Raw genomic sequence first — 19,331 nt, 5'->3', positions numbered from 1 at the left:
TAAGAGATTGTTTTCATCGAGAAAGGAGTGTTCAAGATGAAGAATAAAAAATTAGTTAAATCAGTCAGTTATAGTTTATTTGCTTTCCTTTTTGTGTTGATTGGTTTATCACAACAAGTTAATGCAGACACCATTACTGCTGGTTCAGGCAATCGTATCCATTTCATAAATACTAAAGCAAAATCTGGGAGTGATGCTATCCTTCTGGAAAGCAATGGTCATTATGCCTTGATTGATATGGGGGAAGATTATGACTTTCCTGATGGGAGTGATCCACGCTATCCAAGTCGTTGGGGGATTTCCATGAGAAATTATCAAGTCTTGGAAGACCGTTTGATTCGCCATCTTGATCAGATTGGTGTTAAAAAATTAGATTTTATTATAGGAACTCATGTCCATAGTGACCATATTGGTGGAGCGGACGAAATACTCAATCGATATCAAGTCGGTAAGTTTTATTTGAAAAAATATTCAGATGATCGGATCACAGCAAACTGGGGACTCTGGGATAATCTTTTTAATTACGATAATGCTTTGAGAGCCGCACAAAAACGAGGGGTTACTCTTATTCAGAATATTACAGACGAGGATAGTCACTTTAAATTAGGTGATATGGATATCCAACTCTATAATTATAAAAATGAATATGATGCTGATGGTAACCTGAAAAAAGTTCGAGATGATAACTCAAACTCAATCGTTTCAGTGGTGACTGTGGCAGGAAAGAGAATCTACCTTGGTGGAGATTTGGATAATGCCGAAGGAGCAGAAGATAAGTTAGGTCCAGTTATCGGCAAGGTTGATATGATGAAATGGAATCATCATTATGATGCGACAATTTCAAATACGATTAATTTTCTTGAAAACCTATCACCAAAGATGATTATTCAAACAACTGGTGGTGATATTAATGTTGCTTCAACCAGAGAATATCTCCAAAAGAAAAATATTCAAGTTCTCAGAGCTTCTAGTCAAACTCAGGATGCAACTGTTTTTGATATTAGTGATAGCGGATTTGCTAATGTTTCTAATCTCTTCCCTGACATCCCTGTAGTTGACGAAAAATGGTATCAAGAAGGTGGCTACTGGAAATATCGTTTAGCAGATGGAGAAATGGCTATCGGTTGGAAAGAGATTGGCGGAGCCACTTACTTCTTTAATGGAAAAGGGCAAATGCAAGCAGGACGCTGGCTTCACCTTAATGATGATTGGGGAGAAAATGCTAAGGGGAATGATTACTATCTCAACTCAAATGGCAAAATGCAAACAGGCGGTTGGTTCAAGCTGGATGGCTCTTGGTATTATATCCAATCAAATGGCGCTAGACGATTTAGTGAACTTTCTGAAATTGGAGGGAAGAAATATCTCTTTGCAGCAGATGGAAAGATGCTAACAGGAAATCAAGTCTTTAATGGCAAGAAGATGTTCTTTGCAGACAGTGGTGCACTCCAAACAGCAGGTAATCCTTCAACTTGGCAAAAGATTGATTCAGATTGGTATTTCTATGATGAGGATGGGCTAAAGACCGTTGGTAAAAAGAATATCAATGGAAGCACATACTACTTTAATCAAGAAGGTGTCATGCAAACTGGCTGGGCCTTTGTTGATGGTCACTGGAACTATTTTGCAAGTTCTGGAGCTATGAAAACTGGTTGGGTCAAGGATCAGGATACTTGGTATTATCTGGACAACGATGGTATCATGCTCACTGGAAAACAAGATATAAATGGTACTCGTTACTACTTGAACGCTAGTGGTGCCATGCAAACAGGCTGGAAATGGCTAGAGAACAATTGGTATTACTATGCGAACTCAGGAGCTATGAAAACAGGCTGGATTAAGGATAATGAGAAATGGTATTACCTAAATCAAGATGGTATTATGCAGACTGGGAAACAAGAAATCAACGGTATTCGTTACTATTTGAATACCAGCGGTGCAATGCAAACAGGCTGGCAGTGGCTTGATAAACACTGGTATTACTACGCTGAGTCAGGAGCTATGAAGACCGGTTGGTTGAAGGATCAAGGAACATGGTATTACCTTGAAGCTCAGGAAGGCATCATGTTGGTCGGTTTCCAACAAGTAGATGGTAAGCAGTATTACTTTAGTGCATCAGGAGCTATGCAAACAGGCTGGAAATGGTTTGATAATCATTATCGTTACTTTGAAGCAAATGGAGCTATGAAAACAGGTTGGATAAAGGATAAAGAAATCTGGTATTATCTCAATCCTGAAGATGGCATCATGTTGGTTGGCCTTCATAAAGTAAATGGTGATCATTATTACTTTGATGAATCAGGAGCTATGCAGACCGGTTGGAAACGAATTGACGGTAATTGGTACTATTTCCAAACAGATGGTTCCTTGTTGAAAAATGCCACTACACCGGATGGTTATAAGGTAAACGAGGAAGGCATTTGGAGACAGGCTGTTGCTGCTGTCAATGGCGAAGCAGATCAGTCAGAGAAGAAGCAAGAAGCTAGTTCTTCTATTGCTGAACAGCCAAAACAAGATTCAAATCTAGAAGCCAATACTTCTGACAAGAAAGAAAAAGAATAAATAAGAAACACCCTACTGATAAACGAGCGTTTATCAGTAGGGTGTTCTTTTAGTTTCTTTTGATCTTAGCTAATACTAGGTTCAGTGCATAGTGAAGTGTTTTATCCTTAGTGAGAAAGAGTGTTAAGAGATAGTAGATTCCACAAGTAGCTATGGTAGAGAGAACCATGAGGATCATGTTGAGGTTCACCGTATAGGAACTGATTTGGAAAATCATCTTGAAAATATAGAAGATCGGAATAAATCCAAGGGATATGAGACCATAACGTGTTAAGGTCACAAAGATTTCTTTTAAATTGATTAGTTGATGTTTCCTAATAAAATGAATTTCTAAGAGAACAACGATGGCTTCTGCAATAATGGTAGTAGCAATATAATACTCAGGGGCAAAAATATTATTGATATATAAGATACAGTTGAAGAGGAGATTTGCGCCACCACCAGCAAAGTAGAAAGCAGTCAAGCGGTTCTCGTGGTCATTGATAAAGATAATTTGCTTACCAAGAATCAATTCAATAGCCCAGATAATGGTTCGAAAGGCGAAGACGCTGGTCACGATACCTGCCTCAAGATACTTTTCAGAAGAGTAGATAACCGTTGCGTACTTTCCTAAAATCATAATCCCGAAACTAGTTGGAATCATGAGAAAATAGAATAATGATGCCGCTTGATTTACAAGATAATTATAAGAATTGTAATCCTTTTTCCCAAGGTAGTAGCCGAGACGTGGAATGCTGACACTGATAGCTCCACTTAAGACACCAGCAATCAGCATGACGATGCTATAGGCAATTGTATAATAAGAAATATAGTTTTCATCTGGTCCCTTGGTGATAAACATTCTATCTAGCAAGGTGTAGAGCATATTGGCATTTGCCAGGAGAAGCATAGTAAAGAGTGGTTTAGAAGCCTTAGCTAATTCGATGAAACCAATTTTAACAAAAGAAACTTCTCTCTTAATCCAAAGAAAACTAAGGAGGTAGTTGAGGATAGTGGTCGCTGTCATGACGATAGCATAAGGAACGATATCATCAGCCGTTTTAACGAAGGCAAAGATAGCGACCAGCATGGTAATTCGAATAATCAATGTCTTGTAAAGGATAAAGGCATAGTTTTCATAGGCCTCATTCATCCATTCGATATTGAGGAATTGGAAGAGAGCTTGGGCTCCTAGGATGTAGTAGAGAACTTTCAGGTTCTCAATGCTGGTGTCAAAGAAGATAAAGAGGAAGTAGATACCAGTCGTCAGGAGAGAGGTGAAAACCGAGATATAAAACAACTTAGAAAAGACGTAGTTGATTTTATTCTTGTCATCCTTGACCTTACTGATAGCACGAATCCCGTAGTTGTATATCCCAAAGGCAGCTAGTGGAATAACAAAGCTAGCCCAGGTATTGGCGGTGTTGAAATAACCGTAGTTGGATTTGCTGAGGATCCGCGTCAGATAAGGGTTGGTTATCAGAGGAAAAACGATATTGAGAATATTGACCAGCAAGCTAGCCAAGGCATTAACTTTTATATTTTTCATTGAACTTTCTTTCTTAAATGTAACATTATCTCTAGTATTATATCACATTCCAGCTTCATTCTTTTGATAAAATCGTAAAAATCTAGTATAATAGATAGACTGAAAGTAAGAGGTTACTAGATATGAAGATGAAACAAATTAGTGATACAACACTGAAAATCACGATGACTTTAGATGATTTGATGGATCGAGGAATGGAAATTGCAGACTTTCTCGTTCCTCAGGAAAAAACCGAAGAGTTTTTCTATGCTATTTTAGATGAACTGGAAATGCCAGACAATTTCTTGGATAGTGGCATGCTGAGTTTCCGTGTGACGCCAAAACCTGACAAGGTCGACGTCTTTGTGACCAAGTCCAAGATTGACCAAAATCTGGATTTTGAAGATTTGGCGGATCTGCCGGATATGGAAGAATTGGCCCAAATGTCACCAGATGAATTTCTCAAAACTCTGGAAAAAAGCATCGCAGAAAAGACCAAGGATGATATTGAGGCCATCCAATCTCTAGAACAGGTAGAAGCTAAAGAAGAAGAGCAAGAGCAAGCGAACAAGGAGACGGAGAATAAGAAAGAACCTTATATCTACTACATCCTGCGCTTTGCAAGCCTTGCTGACCTAGTGGCTTTTGCTAAAACAGTGACTTTTGAGATGGAAACATCTGAACTCTATAAGATGAATGACCACTATTATTTGACAATTTTAGTCAATATTGAAAATCATCCAAGTCCATACCCAGCTTGGCTCTTGGCTCGTATGCGTGAATTTGCAGACGACAGTGACATCAGTCGTTCAGTCTTGCAAGAGTATGGGCAAATATTGATTAACCATGACGCAGTTCTCGGTCTGCAAAAGATTCGTTCATAATTTTTAAAATCAATTTTCATTTATCAAGAAAGACGAATCATGGGATTCGTTTTTTCTTTACTAGACTGAAATAGTGATTTACTATAATAGGAATTTTCACAAAATTCTGTTATAATGGCTATATCAGAAAATTTCTAGGAGACAAACATGACAGTTAAAATTGCTTTACTTGGATTTGGTACCGTTGCAAGTGGCGTGCCTTTCCTCCTAAAGGAAAATGGAGAAAAAATCGTTCAGTCAGCTCATTCAGAGATTGAAGTAGCCAAGGTATTGGTCAAGGATGAAGATGAAAAGAACCGCTTGCTTGCAGTAGGAAATGACTTTAACTTTGTAACCAATGTAGATGATATTTTAGCAGACAAGGACATTACAATCGTAGTGGAATTGATGGGGCGTATCGAACCAGCTAAAACCTTTATCACTCGTGCCTTGGAAGCTGGGAAACACGTTGTTACTGCTAACAAGGACCTTTTGGCTGTACATGGCGCAGAATTGTTAGAAATCGCTAAAGATCATAATGTAGCACTTTACTACGAAGCAGCAGTAGCTGGTGGGATTCCAATTCTTCGTACTTTGGCAAATTCATTGGCTTCTGATAAAATCACGCGTGTTCTTGGTGTCGTTAACGGAACTTCTAACTTTATGATGACCAAAATGGTCGAAGAAGGCTGGTCTTATGATGATGCTCTGGCTGAAGCTCAAAGATTAGGATTTGCAGAAAGCGACCCTACAAATGACGTGGATGGGATTGACGCAGCCTACAAGATGGTGATTTTGAGCCAGTTTGCTTTTGGTATGAAGGTTGCCTTTGACGATGTAGCCCACAAGGGAATCCGTAACATCACACCAGAAGACGTAGCTGTAGCCCAAAATCTAGGCTATGTAGTGAAATTGGTAGGTTCTATCGAGGAAACTCCTTCAGGCATTGCTGCAGAAGTGACTCCAACCTTCCTGCCCAAAACACATCCACTTGCCAGTGTGAATGGGGTCATGAACGCTGTATTTGTAGAATCTATCGGTATCGGTGAGTCTATGTACTACGGACCAGGTGCGGGTCAAAAACCAACTGCAACAAGTGTTGTAGCAGATATTGTCCGTATCGTTCGTCGTTTGAATGATGGTACCATTGGCAAAAACTTCAACGAATATAGCCGTGAATTGGTCTTGGCAAATCCAGAAGATGTTAAAGCAAACTACTATTTCTCAATCTTGGCACCAGATTCAAAAGGTCAGGTCTTGAAACTTGCTGAAATCTTTAATGCTCAAGATATTTCCTTCAAGCAAATCCTCCAAGATGGCAAAGAGGGTGACAAGGCGCGTGTAGTGATTATCACTCATAAGATTAATAAAGCACAGCTTGAGAATGTTTCAGCTGAGTTGGCCAAAGCTTCAGAATTTGACCTCTTGAATACCTTCAAGGTGTTAGGAGAATAAGATGAAGATTATTGTACCTGCAACCAGTGCCAATATCGGGCCAGGTTTTGATTCGGTCGGTGTAGCTGTAACCAAATATCTTCAAATTGAGGTCTGTGAAGAACGAGATGAGTGGTTGATTGAACACCAGATTGGCAAATGGATTCCCCACGATGAGCGCAACCTTTTACTCAAGATTGCCTTGCAAATTGCGCCGGACATACAACCAAGACGTTTGAAAATGACTAGTGATGTTCCCTTGGCGCGTGGTTTGGGTTCTTCTAGCTCGGTTATTGTTGCCGGGATTGAACTAGCTAACCAGCTGGGCAAGCTCAACTTATCTGACCACGACAAATTGCAGCTGGCTACTAAGATTGAAGGGCATCCTGACAATGTAGCTCCAGCAATTTACGGTAATCTCGTTATTGCCAGCTCCGTTGAAGGTCACGTTTCAGCAATTGTGGCTGACTTCCCAGAGTGTTATTTTCTAGCTTATATTCCCAACTATGAATTACGCACTCGAGATAGCCGTCGTGTCTTGCCTAAGAAATTGTCCTACAAGGAAGCTGTTGCTGCTAGTTCTATCGCCAATGTGGCCGTTGCAGCCTTGTTAGCAGGAGATATGGTGACAGCTGGACAAGCAATCGAGGGGGACCTCTTCCATGAGCGTTATCGTCAAAGTCTGGTCCGTGAATTTGCGACGATTAAGCAAGTAGCTAAAGAGAATGGTGCCTATGCGACCTATCTCTCTGGAGCAGGGCCGACAGTTATGGTCTTGGCTTCTCATGATAAGATGCCAGCGATTAAGGAAGAATTACAAAAGCAACCCTTCAAAGGCAAACTTCATGATTTGAAAGTTGATACGCAAGGTGTCCGTGTCGAAACAAAGTAAAGAAATAGAAGATAGGATGGGGAAAGTCTCGACTAGAGGGCTTCCTGTCCTTTTTTTGAAAAGAAGTTTATACTCAATGAAAATCAAAGAGCAGACTAGGAAGCTAGCCGCAGGTTGCTCAAAACATGGTTTTGAGGTTGTAGATGAAACTGACGAAGTTAGCTCAAAATACTGTTTTGAGGTTGCAGATGTAAGCTGACGTGGTTTGAATTTGATTTTCGAAGAGTATTAGTTAAAAACTTGATAAAGGAGAAACGAAGATGGCAGAAATTTATTTAGCAGGTGGTTGTTTTTGGGGCCTAGAGGAGTATTTTTCGCGAATTTCTGGAGTGCTAGCAACCAGTGTTGGCTACGCTAATGGGCAAGTCGAAACGACCAATTATCAGCTGCTCAAGGAAACAGACCATGCAGAAACGGTTCAAGTGATTTATGACGAGAAAACAGTGTCACTCAGAGAAATATTGCTTTATTATTTCCGAGTCATCGATCCCTTATCAATCAATCAACAAGGAAATGACCGTGGTCGCCAATATCGAACCGGAATCTATTACCAAGATGAAGCAGATCTGCCAGCTATCTACACAGTGGTGCAGGAGCAGAAGCGTATGCTGGGTCGAAAGATTGCAGTGGAAGTGGAGAAACTTCGCCACTACATTCTAGCAGAAGATTACCACCAAGACTATCTTAAGAAAAATCCTTCAGGTTACTGTCATATCGATGTGACCGATGCGGAGAAGCCATTAGTTGATGCGGCAAACTATGAAAAGCCTAGTCAAGAAGTGTTAAGGGAAAGTTTGTCAGCAGAGTCATACCGTGTTACCCAAGAAGCTGCTACAGAGGCGCCATTTACCAATGCCTATGACCAAACCTTTGAAGAAGGGATTTATGTAGACATCACGACGGGTGAACCACTCTTTTTTGCAAAGGATAAGTTTGCTTCAGGTTGTGGTTGGCCAAGTTTTAGTCGTCCGATTTCCAAGGAGTTGATTCACTATTACAAGGACTTGAGTCATGGAATGGAGCGAATCGAGGTTCGTTCTCGGTCAGGAAATGCTCACTTGGGTCATGTTTTCACAGATGGACCGCAGGAGTTAGGTGGCCTGCGTTACTGTATTAATTCTGCCTCTTTGCGCTTTGTGGCCAAGGATGAGATGGAAAAAGCAGGATATGGCTATCTATTACCTTACTTAAACAAATAAAACTGAGGGTGGGACTTCCCACTTTCTTCGTTTCCAGAATAAGAATAGAAGGGACTTATGAAACACTTACTATCTTACTTCAAACCCTACATCAAAGAATCAATTTTGGCACCCTTGTTCAAGCTGCTAGAAGCTGTTTTTGAACTCTTGGTTCCCATGGTGATTGCTGGGATTGTTGACCAATCCTTGCCTCAGAGAGATCAAGGACACCTCTGGATGCAGATTGGCCTGCTCCTTATCTTTGCAGTGATTGGCGTTTTAGTGGCATTGGTAGCTCAGTTTTACTCAGCAAAGGCAGCGGTTGGGTTTGCCAAAGAACTGACAGACGACCTTTATCGTCATATTCTTTCCCTACCCAAGGATAGCAGAGATCGTCTGACAACTTCTAGCTTGGTGACTCGCTTGACTTCAGACACTTACCAGATTCAGACTGGGATCAATCAATTCCTGCGTCTCTTTTTGCGAGCGCCTATTATCGTTTTTGGAGCCATTTTTATGGCCTATCGCATCTCGGCTGAGCTGACTTTCTGGTTTTTAGTTATGGTTGTGATTTTGACGATTATCATTGTAGGGCTCTCTCGGTTGGTCAATCCTCTCTACAGTAGTCTCAGAAAGAAAACGGATCAGCTGGTTCAGGAAACGCGCCAGCAATTGCAAGGGATGCGAGTTATTCGTGCTTTTGGTCAGGAAAAACGAGAGTTACAAATTTTTCAAACTCTTAACCAAGTTTATGCTAGATTGCAAGAAAAGACGGGTTTCTGGTCTAGTTTGTTAACACCTCTGACCTATCTGATTGTTAATGGAACTCTTCTTGTCATCATCTGGCAGGGTTATATTTCAATTCAAGGAGACTTGCTCAGTCAAGGTGCTCTTATTGCCCTTATCAACTACCTCTTGCAGATCTTGGTGGAATTGGTTAAGCTCGCCATGCTGATAAATTCTCTTAATCAATCCTATATCTCAGCCAAGCGAATTGAGGAAGTTTTTACTGAAGCTCCAGAAGATATTTTTTCAGAATTAGAACAAAAACAAGCTACCGGTGATCGGGTTTTGCAAGTCAAAGAATTAACCTTTACCTATCCTGATGCGGCCCAGCCTTCTCTAAGAAACATTTCCTTTGATATGAAGCAAGGGCAAATTCTTGGTATCATCGGGGGAACTGGTTCAGGTAAATCAAGCTTGGTGCAAGTCTTACTTGGACTCTATCCAGTAGATAAGGGAAGCATTGACATTTATCGAGATGGATGTAGTCCTCATAATCTTGAGCAGTGGCGGTCTTGGATTGCCTATGTGCCCCAAAAGGTCGAACTCTTTAAAGGAACTATTCGTTCCAACTTGACTCTAGGTTTCAATCAAGAAGTATCTGACCAAGAACTCTGGCAGGCCTTGGAGATTGCGCAAGCTAAGGATTTTGTCAGTGAAAAGGAAGGACTTTTGGATGCCCTAGTTGAGGCTGGAGGTCGAAATTTCTCAGGGGGACAAAAACAAAGGCTGTCTATCGCACGAGCGGTATTGCGCCAAGCTCCCTTTCTCATCCTAGATGATGCGACCTCGGCCCTCGACACCATTACCGAGTCCAAGCTCTTGAAAGCTATCCGAGAAAATTTGCCAAATACAAGCTTAATCTTGATTTCTCAACGGACTTCGACACTTCAGATGGCTGACCAGATTCTCCTCTTGGAAAAAGGTGAGCTCCTAGTTGTTGGCAAGCACGAGGAATTGATGAAAACTAGCCAAGTCTATCGCGAAATCAATGCATCTCAACATGGAAAGGAGGACTAGCATGAAACGACAAACTGCAAATCAAACACTCTCACGTTTGGCCAAAGATTTAGCAAACCATCCCTTCCTCCTTTTCCTAGCCTTTCTAGGAACCATTGCCCAGGTTGGCTTATCAATTTACCTACCTATTCTGATTGGGCAGGTCATTGACCAAGTTCTAGTGGCTGGTTCATCACCAGTTTTTTGGCAGATTTTCCTTCAGATGATCTTGGTGGTCATAGGAAATACACTGGTACAATGGGCAAATCCCCTTCTCTATAATCGCTTAATCTTCTCTTATACCAAAGACTTACGAGAGCGAATCATCCATAAGCTCCATCGTTTACCGATTGCTTTTGTGGATCGGCAGGGCAGTGGAGAGATGGTCAGTCGTGTGACCACAGATATAGAGCAGCTGGCAGCTGGTTTGACCATGATTTTCAACCAATTTTTCATTGGCGTCTTGATGATTTTGGTTAGTATCCTAGCCATGCTTCAAATTCACCTCCTCATGACCCTCTTGGTCTTGCTATTGACACCACTGTCCATGGTGATCTCGCGCTTTATTGCCAAGCGATCTTATCATCTCTTCCAGAAGCAAACAGAGACGAGGGGGATTCAGACTCAGTTGATTGAAGAATCGCTTAGCCAGCAGACTATTATCCAGTCCTTCAATGCTCAGACAGAGTTTATCCAAAGACTGCACGAGGCGAATGCCAACTACGCAGGCTATTCTCAGTCAGCCATCTTTTATTCATCAACGGTTAATCCTTCAACTCGCTTTGTTAATGCACTCATCTATGCCCTTCTTGCTGGAGTGGGAGCCTATCGTATCATGATGGGTTCAACCTTGACCATTGGGCGTTTAGTGACTTTTTTGAACTATGTTCAGCAGTACACTAAGCCCTTTAACGATATTTCTTCTGTTCTAGCCGAATTGCAAAGTGCTCTCGCTTGCGCAGAGCGTGTCTATGCTATCTTAGAAAGTCCAGAGGTGGCTGAAACAGGTAAGGAAGTCTTGACCAGCGACCAAGTCAAGGGCGCTATTTCCTTTAAGCATGTTTCTTTTGGATACAATCCTGAAAGGATCTTGATTAAGGACTTATCCATCGATATCCCAGCTGGTAGCAAGGTAGCCATCGTTGGTCCGACAGGTGCTGGTAAGTCAACTCTTATCAATCTACTCATGCGTTTTTATCCTATTAACTCGGGAGATATCTTGCTAGACGGTCGTTCCATTTACGACTATACCCGAGCGTCATTGAGACAGCAGTTTGGCATGGTACTCCAAGAAACCTGGCTCAAGCAAGGAACCGTTCATGACAATATTGTCTTTGGAAATCCTGATGCCAGTCGGGAGCAGGTGATTGCTGCTGCAAAGGCAGCCAATGCAGACTTTTTCATCCAACAGTTGCCACAGGGATATGATACTAAGTTGGAAAATGCAGGAGAATCTCTCTCTGTTGGTCAGGCTCAGCTCTTGACCATCGCCCGAGTCTTTCTAGCTATTCCAAAGATTCTTATCTTAGACGAGGCGACATCATCCATTGATACACGGACAGAAGTGCTAGTACAGGATGCCTTTGCCAAGCTCATGAAGGGACGTACAAGCTTTATCATTGCCCACCGTTTGTCAACCATTCAGGATGCGAATTTGATTCTTGTCTTGGTAGATGGTGACATTGTGGAGCATGGCAATCATCAAGAGCTCATGGCTAGAAAGGGCAAGTATTACCAAATGCAAAAAGCTGCAGCTTTTAGCTCTGAATAAGCCTTTCTATTTTAAAATCTTATGAACGAAAAAAGTTGCCTTCGGGTGACTTTTTTGTTACAATAGCTAGAAAAAATCAAGGTCTTAGAAGGAGAAAACAATGAAAGTCTATCAGCATGTAAATATCGTGACTTGTGACCAAGATTTCCATGTCTATTTGGATGGTCTCTTAGCTGTTGAAGCATCTCAAATCGTCTATGTTGGTCAAGAGAAGCAAGAAATTTTAGAGCAAGCTGAGCAGATTATAGATTATCAGGGAGCCTGGATCATGCCTGGTTTGGTCAATTGCCACACCCATTCTGCCATGACAGGCTTGCGAGGGATCCGGGATGATAGTAATCTCCATGAATGGCTCAATAACTATATTTGGCCAGCAGAAGCAGGATTTACTCCCGACATGACTACCAAGGCGGTCAAAGAGGCTTTGACGGAGATGCTCCAGTCAGGGACAACAACCTTCAACGATATGTATAATCCCAATGGTGTGGATATTGAGCAAATTTATCAGGCAGTCAAGGCTTCCAAGATGCGTTGTTATTTCTCACCGACCCTCTTTTCTTCAGAGGCAGAAACAACTGCTGAGACCATAAGCAGAACACGAGCTATCATCGAGGAAATCTTAGGATATGAAGATCCAAATTTCAAGGTTATGGTAGCGCCACATTCTCCATACAGCTGTAGCAAAGACTTGCTTCAAGCGAGCTTAGATATGGCAAAAGAGCTGGACATTCCTATCCATATCCATGTAGCGGAGACCAAGGAAGAGTCAGGAATTATCCTGAAACGCTATGGCAAACGTCCCCTCGCCTTTCTAGAAGAACTGGGTTACTTAGATCATCCGTCTGTTTTTGCTCATGGGGTCGAATTAAACGAGCGGGAAATTGAACGTTTGGCAACCTCTCAAGTGGCTATCGCTCACAATCCTATTAGTAACCTCAAACTGGCCTCAGGAATTGCTCCAATTATTCAACTCCAAAAAGCAGGGGTAGCAGTCGGAATTGCGACTGACTCGGTAGCTTCTAATAACAATCTAGATATGTTTGAGGAAGGACGGACTGCAGCCCTCCTTCAGAAAATGAAGAGTGGAGATGCCAGTCAATTTCCTATCGAAACAGCCCTCAAAGCTCTGACAATAGAAGGTGCTAAGGTTCTAGGAATGGAAAAGCAGATAGGAAGCCTAGAAGTTGGCAAACAGGCAGATTTTCTGGTCATTCAACCACAAGGAAAAATCCATCTTCAACCTCAGGAAAATATGCTCTCTCACCTGGTTTATGCTGTCAAATCCAGTGATGTCGATGATGTTTATATCGATGGAGAACAGGTGGTCAAGCAAGGTCAAGTTTTGACAGTAGAACTTTAAAAAATTTTTAAAAAAAGTTTGCAAAAATCTTGCATTCTTTTTTTGTCTATGCTATACTTATATACGGTTTGAAAAAACTGCCTAAGACAGTAGGGGAGCTCGACTCATAAATATCCTACCGAGGACAAAACGTATCATGTAAAAAGAAGCGTATTGTACTTTCGTGTCTAGGTTTGGGCGCGTTTTTCTTTTGGAAAAATTCCCCAAGCAAAATAATTACGGAGGTGAACACACTAATGAGTGAAGCAATTATTGCTAAAAAAGCGGAACTAGTTGACGTAGTAGCTGAAAAAATGAAAGCTGCTGCATCTATCGTCGTTGTAGACGCTCGTGGTTTGACAGTTGAGCAAGATACAGTTCTTCGTCGTGAGCTTCGTGGAAGCGAAGTTGAGTATAAAGTCATTAAAAACTCAATCTTGCGTCGTGCAGCTGAAAAAGCTGGTCTTGAAGATCTTGCATCAGTATTTGTTGGACCATCTGCAGTAGCATTTTCTAACGAAGATGTTATCGCACCAGCGAAAATCTTGAACGATTTTGCTAAAAACGCTGAAGCACTTGAAATCAAAGGTGGTGCAATCGAAGGCGCTGTCGCATCTAAAGAAGAAATCGTTGCTCTTGCAACTCTTCCAAACCGCGAAGGACTTCTTTCTATGCTCCTTTCTGTACTTCAAGCGCCAGTGCGCAACGTTGCTCTTGCAGTCAAAGCGGTTGCAGACAACAAAGAAGACGCAGCTTAATCTTAAGCTACGTAGCGTAGCCTAGCTACGAAAAAAACTATTATAAAATTTAAAACTTATTTGGAGGAAATAACAATGGCATTGAACATTGAAAACATTATTGCTGAAATTAAAGAAGCTTCAATCCTTGAATTGAACGACCTTGTAAAAGCTATCGAAGAAGAATTTGGTGTAACTGCGGCTGCTCCTGTAGCTGTAGCTGCTGCTGGTGGCGCTGAAGAAGCTGCTAAAGATTCATTTGACGTTGAATTGACAGCTGCAGGCGACAAGAAAGTCGGCGTTATCAAAGTTGTACGTGAAATCACTGGTCTTGGACTTAAAGAAGCTAAAGAACTTGTTGATGGTGCACCAGGTGTCATCAAAGAAGGCGTTCCAACTGCAGAAGCAGAAGAAATCAAAGCTAAATTGGAAGAAGCTGGAGCTTCAGTTACTCTTAAATAATAAGGGTACGCAATTACATTGCGAAATCCCAGTTTAGCAAGATTTTGAGTAATGTCAAATAGCGAAATATGGTGGAAAATGATTTCATTCTCCACCTAAATCCCACCAAACAAATGTTTGGTGGGATTTTCTTTATTTTTTGATATAATGAATATATTAGTTATTAAATTTTAGTATTATTTGTAAGACTGATATATTTTTTAATTAGAAAACACGGGTAAAAGAAATGAAATCAGCAATATACTGGAGTATTAGAAATAAAATATTAAATTTTATTTTTTATATTAAAAAAATACGTTTAAAAATAAATAGTAAATGGCAATTATCCAAAGAGTATAAATCTTTTAGAAATATTCTTTTTGCAAGATTTATCTCTGGTGCAATAAAAGGACTTGTTTTAGCTTTGCTTTTAGGGATAGTTGATAGAATTCTTCTAAATTTTAGTGTAACAACGATAATAGAAAGTAATCTATTAGGAGATGTTATTTTGGGGGAACTAGGTGTTGCTGGTGTGATTTTAGGTTTGTATTGTTCTAATATTTCAAGTGTATATTCCACAAGATATGCTAATGCACCTGAAAAAATTGCAATCGCTTTTCAATATGATCATTTGACTGTTAGGAGTTTAGATGTAATTAGTAGTTTTATTATTTATGGAACAATTATACTAGTTGAATTATTATTGAATTGTAAAGTTAGTTGGGCAACTGTTTCAGTATTGATAATATGGTCTATACTTGTAGTTATATACTTTGGAATTACAGGGAATAGAATTTATCAGTTATCTGATGTTTTTAGATTATCAGATGATGCACATTTATATTTAGAAAGAGTGATTTCAAAAAATCTTAAACATAAAATATACGTTAGTGATAATAGCTATCAGGCTTATTTTAGAAAAGTTACTTCAAATAGAATTGAGTTACTAAAAATAATTCAAAAATATGGTTGCAATCCAGACATAGCCGATAATTCTTCTGTATTTAATTTTATGTGTAAAAATTTAGGACTAATAAATAAATATTGGTCAATTAAACAGGGTTTACCAAAGGATTCACTCTGGTTTAGAAAAAAATCTAAATATCAACAATGGCATTTAGCAGATAATATAGAGGTATTAGTAGCATTAGATACGGGAACGCCGTTAAGTACAAAAGAAGAAGCAGATATTTATTGGTTTGAAAATGAATTGATGGCTATAAACAAGACATGTGTAAACTACTTGATAAAAGAAAAAGATTTTGAAACTGTATACAGTTATTTAGTTGTATTAGATAAAATTTGTCAATCTGCAATTAAATACAAAGAAGCGAGCTATTACCTAGAACATATAGACTGGATAAATAACATTATTCAAAATTCTATTGAAGTTCAAAATAAGGAAGAAAATATTTCCTTTATTGCAGTTATTGAATATATTTCTGTTCTATATTTAAATATCATTTTAGAATCAAGAGATTATTTTAAGACACTAGACATTGATAAAATAAGTAAAGCTGTTATAGATGGAATTGATACTGGAAAGTCATTTAATTCTATAGAGACTATTCGAGGTAGAAGAGATATAGATATTTTTAAAAAAATATTGTTAGAGATTAATGTCGAGAAGCAACGTATTACTCCTGTTTGGTTGATCAAGCAATATGTAGCTAAGGAAGAATTTGATTATGTAAATTTATTATATGATGTAGTAAAAGAAGGAATTGAACATATATATTTCTTAAGTAATATTATTTTTGAGAAAAAAATGTATTATGAATCTTGTATTTTAATCTCTAAATTTTATAAGTACGAATCTGAGTTGACAATTTTTTTAGAATTTGCAAAACAATTGGAGATTAAACTATTTAGTTGTCATATTGATTCTGAAGATTCATGGGAAGAGAGTAGATTGGATGAATTAAAAGAAAAATTTAGAGAAATCAAACAAGACATTCCAGAAATGTATAGAAAATGTTCAAGTATTTTTACTGTAAAAAATTGGGATAGAGAAGGAGAATTTCCTGACTTTTTAGGAGAATGCTTTAATCAAATCTCAAGAGATACTATTGAAGCTATTGTAAATTCAGATAAAAAACAATTTAAAAAGAATTTTGAAATTATTACTCAGATAATGCCTTTATATCAAGAATATATTAGATTATATTTTAATAAAAATAAAAATCTGTATAGGAAAGAATATATTTATTATATGATTACTTGTCCGATTGTTGAATGGGCTCAGCTTGGTGGTCTTGGTATAATATGGGGTGAATTTTTTAATGATAAAGAATGGAGTGAAATTGTTAAAGAAACTTCCGAAATATTCTTTCAAAATAATAATGAAGAAAATTCAAAAGAGCTTGCAATTCAGTATACGGAATATGTGAATTTAAGAAATCAGCTAAGGTACTTTATGAACTCAAGAGATCTCATAGCAAATAATTGGAATGACTATGTTGTAAAAGCAATAATAAATACTGCTAACATAGAAACTGAAAACACAATGTTTGGAACGAAAATTAAAACTGATAGCAAATTAATAAGAGTATTTTGCCCTAGTATTTTGGATGATGGATTCAGAACAAATCCTTCAGAATTATTCTGGGTTATCTGCATTAATCCTCTAGTCCCTGAAGAAAAGAGGTTTCATTCTAGTTTTTCGTGGGAGAAAGAATTAAATGATTAAGGATATAAAAGTAAGTAAAAAAATTGAAAAGTTATATAAACAACCCGAAGAAGGTTTGTATTTACAACTAATTTGTAGAGAATTATTTTCTGGGTACGAGTTTTCTTTAAATGAAGGAAGGCATAATGGAGAAGATTTTTATAAAATTACACCAAACGACTCTGAAATTGTTAAATTATTCCATAAGGCTTCCAGATATTATTTTTCCTACGATTTTGGACAAAATATAGATAGAGTTCTGTACAGCATTGCTATTTACGGAAAGGCATACATTTTTATTAAGCCAGAATATGAAGAGCAAATCGATAAACAAGGTAACACGTCTAAAATCATTAGTTCTATATATATTAGTGAAGTTAAGGGAATATTGAAGAAAAATAAATTTTTTTATAAGATAGGAAGGAATGAAATTTCTGAGTTTGATATCAACGAAGGTACGTTAATCACTTTTAACTTAAGAGAAATAGGTTTTAAAAAGAATCATTTTACAAAGCTTGCAAAACAGGCTGAAAAATATAATACAACATCTAAATCACTAGAATTAATAAAAAAAGTAGCAACATATAATTTTAGCGTTCATAGAGATAAAAACACTAAATTATTGCTTAGAAAAATGAGAGGTTTAGGTCTTAACTTTTCTTTAGATGACCTATCAGATAGTTATATACTGTATAATGAAATTCAGAGAAAACTATTCCAGAAAAAACTGCTTCAATATATACTTGATAAAATTAATAAATCACTGGTATCAAATTATATACATAACAAAAAATTCAAAATAAAAGCAACTATGAAAAACATAAATTATGAGGAGTCATGGGAAAAATTCCAACGTGGAGAACTCACGCGCTCTGAGTTGAGAAAGATTGTATGGGACTAATATATATTTAATCTAACTTTAAGTAAAAATTATTTTTAAATAATGAGATAATTTCATCTAAAAAAATGTAATCGTGATATTAAAAACAAGTTTAAAATTACAATATAAAATCTAAGAATAATAATTTTTGAATTATTTAAAGAAAAAATCGATTTATTAGTTCTTAATTTGTTTAATCTTTCCAAAGAAGAGAAGCAAATCATAAAGGAGCTCGAAGTGTAATTTTATTTAAAAAAAGTTCATTTTCTAATAGAAATTATTGTTACGATTTATAGTAACTACAACTAAAATATTATTTTTAAAAAAGGTAGAGTATATTGAATCTTTAGTAGCTTAAAAACATGATTAAACCGCTATTCTTAGGAGTAGCGGTTTTTCTTTATAATTGAAAAGAGAAAATTGATAAAGTGTCTCCAGTTGTTCCATAAGACTTTCATCATAAAGTTCTGGAGTTTGATTAGAGAACCATGTCAATCAAACTCCAGCGCTCGATAAAGCGATGATGTATCTGTGGAAGGAGATTATGTTTGCTAAGTTATTTTTTGCAGAAATAGTGGTACAATATCCTTAGAATAGTTCAAAATTTATCTTGGCTAGGGGAAAGGGAGATTGAACTCCCTGATGCATCCGTCTTAGTATGGGATTAATGTTCTATAAAAAGGAAATGTTATAAAGGTGATATTGATGGAAAGATATGAATTTACAGCGACAACAGCAAAATCAGATATAATAATTGGTGTCCTTTTTCCCATGTTCCTCATGCTTCCTGTATTGGGAATACAGTTGGCTGTATTCTATTTAAAACTGAATGATTTTTTTAAATCACAACCTCTTTTTCTTTATACGATAGTATTAGTGTTTTTTGGTATTAGTTTTCTTTTAATTAAAAAAATACAAGGTAGTCTAGTGAAGAATTTTGTCGTAGAATTATCTGGAAGAAATATTAGGATTTGGTGTAATGGAAAGGAGATTGTATCAGGAGAAGTTATCTTCTGTAGGATAAAAAATAAGGAGCCTAAACTGGGGGCGAAAGCCTTAAATGTAGACATAGACACCAAGGGGGATAATATTAAATTTCGAGTTCGGTCTAAGGAATATGAAAATTTATCATCTTCTACTTGGAATCCTCTCGGGACAAGCAAACCCTCTGATGTAGAAACGTTATTATCTTTGGGCAAAAAAATAAAAAATGCTATGGAAGAAGAAGTTTTGATAGAAGATGAAGCTTCAAAAAAACCTCGATCGTTTTGATTGAG

Annotated in this window: 14 protein-coding genes and 1 other annotated feature; of the genes, 13 read left to right on the top strand and 1 reads right to left on the bottom strand. The window is 38.0% G+C overall.

The features are described 5' to 3' along the window. Positions 1 to 36: 36 nt before the first annotated feature. The gene (locus I6G42_RS08190) at positions 37 to 2,562 is read left to right on the top strand and encodes an MBL fold metallo-hydrolase (protein WP_038805443.1); all 2,526 of its coding nucleotides are present in this window, start codon (positions 37 to 39) and stop codon (positions 2,560 to 2,562) included. 49 nt (positions 2,563 to 2,611) lie between these two features. Here the strand turns inward: I6G42_RS08190 and I6G42_RS08185 are convergent, their stop codons facing one another. Then, positions 2,612 to 4,090, bottom strand: coding sequence for an oligosaccharide flippase family protein (locus I6G42_RS08185; RefSeq protein ID WP_038805442.1), 1,479 nt, complete (start codon positions 4,088 to 4,090; stop codon positions 2,612 to 2,614). 122 nt (positions 4,091 to 4,212) lie between these two features. Here I6G42_RS08185 and mecA point away from each other — a divergent pair, with 122 nt between their 5' ends. From mecA to I6G42_RS08125, 12 genes are all read left to right on the top strand, one after another. After that, on the top strand, positions 4,213 to 4,953 hold the full coding sequence (mecA, locus tag I6G42_RS08180) for an adaptor protein MecA (protein WP_038805441.1): 741 nt from the start codon (positions 4,213 to 4,215) through the stop codon (positions 4,951 to 4,953). Between the two features lie 147 nt (positions 4,954 to 5,100). Beyond that, positions 5,101 to 6,387, top strand: a complete 1,287-nt coding sequence (locus I6G42_RS08175; RefSeq protein ID WP_038805440.1) for a homoserine dehydrogenase — start codon at positions 5,101 to 5,103, stop codon at positions 6,385 to 6,387. Between the two features lies 1 nt (position 6,388). After that, a complete protein-coding gene (thrB, locus tag I6G42_RS08170; protein ID WP_038805439.1) occupies positions 6,389 to 7,258 on the top strand; it encodes a homoserine kinase in 870 nt (289 codons plus the stop codon). A gap of 260 nt (positions 7,259 to 7,518) precedes the next feature. Beyond that, positions 7,519 to 8,457, top strand: a complete 939-nt coding sequence (gene msrB / locus I6G42_RS08165) for a peptide-methionine (R)-S-oxide reductase MsrB (RefSeq protein ID WP_038805437.1) — start codon at positions 7,519 to 7,521, stop codon at positions 8,455 to 8,457. Positions 8,458 to 8,514: 57 nt separating this feature from the next. Next, a complete protein-coding gene (locus tag I6G42_RS08160; RefSeq protein ID WP_038805436.1) occupies positions 8,515 to 10,239 on the top strand; it encodes an ABC transporter ATP-binding protein in 1,725 nt (574 codons plus the stop codon). Position 10,240: 1 nt separating this feature from the next. After that, positions 10,241 to 11,989, top strand: a complete 1,749-nt coding sequence (locus I6G42_RS08155) for an ABC transporter ATP-binding protein (protein ID WP_038805435.1) — start codon at positions 10,241 to 10,243, stop codon at positions 11,987 to 11,989. Between the two features lie 100 nt (positions 11,990 to 12,089). Then, on the top strand, positions 12,090 to 13,349 hold the full coding sequence (locus I6G42_RS08150; RefSeq protein WP_038805434.1) for a TRZ/ATZ family protein: 1,260 nt from the start codon (positions 12,090 to 12,092) through the stop codon (positions 13,347 to 13,349). 62 nt (positions 13,350 to 13,411) lie between these two features. Next, positions 13,412 to 13,547, top strand: a sequence feature (ribosomal protein L10 leader region). A 38-nt stretch (positions 13,548 to 13,585) separates the two neighbouring features. Then, positions 13,586 to 14,086: a 50S ribosomal protein L10 gene (rplJ, locus tag I6G42_RS08145; protein WP_001287274.1), complete on the top strand. Its 501-nt coding sequence runs from the start codon at positions 13,586 to 13,588 to the stop codon at positions 14,084 to 14,086. Positions 14,087 to 14,161: 75 nt separating this feature from the next. Then, positions 14,162 to 14,527 carry a 50S ribosomal protein L7/L12 gene (gene rplL / locus I6G42_RS08140; RefSeq protein WP_001196969.1) on the top strand — a complete coding sequence of 122 codons (366 nt, stop codon included), beginning with the start codon at positions 14,162 to 14,164 and terminating at the stop codon, positions 14,525 to 14,527. Between the two features lie 226 nt (positions 14,528 to 14,753). Continuing rightward, a complete protein-coding gene (locus I6G42_RS08135; protein WP_038805433.1) occupies positions 14,754 to 17,195 on the top strand; it encodes a hypothetical protein in 2,442 nt (813 codons plus the stop codon). Beyond that, complete coding sequence (locus I6G42_RS08130) at positions 17,188 to 18,075, top strand: hypothetical protein (protein WP_038805432.1); 888 nt, start codon at positions 17,188 to 17,190, stop codon at positions 18,073 to 18,075. The genes I6G42_RS08135 and I6G42_RS08130 overlap by 8 nt, the downstream gene beginning before the upstream one ends. 684 nt (positions 18,076 to 18,759) lie before the next feature. Then, positions 18,760 to 19,326 carry a hypothetical protein gene (locus I6G42_RS08125; protein WP_038805431.1) on the top strand — a complete coding sequence of 189 codons (567 nt, stop codon included), beginning with the start codon at positions 18,760 to 18,762 and terminating at the stop codon, positions 19,324 to 19,326. Positions 19,327 to 19,331: the final 5 nt, after the last annotated feature.

Source organism: Streptococcus oralis (genome assembly GCF_016028255.1).
Classification (GTDB): Bacteria; Bacillota; Bacilli; order Lactobacillales; family Streptococcaceae; genus Streptococcus; species Streptococcus oralis_AC.
Note: the sequence above shows the minus strand (reverse complement) of the source record. Positions and strands in the feature narration are given on the sequence as shown.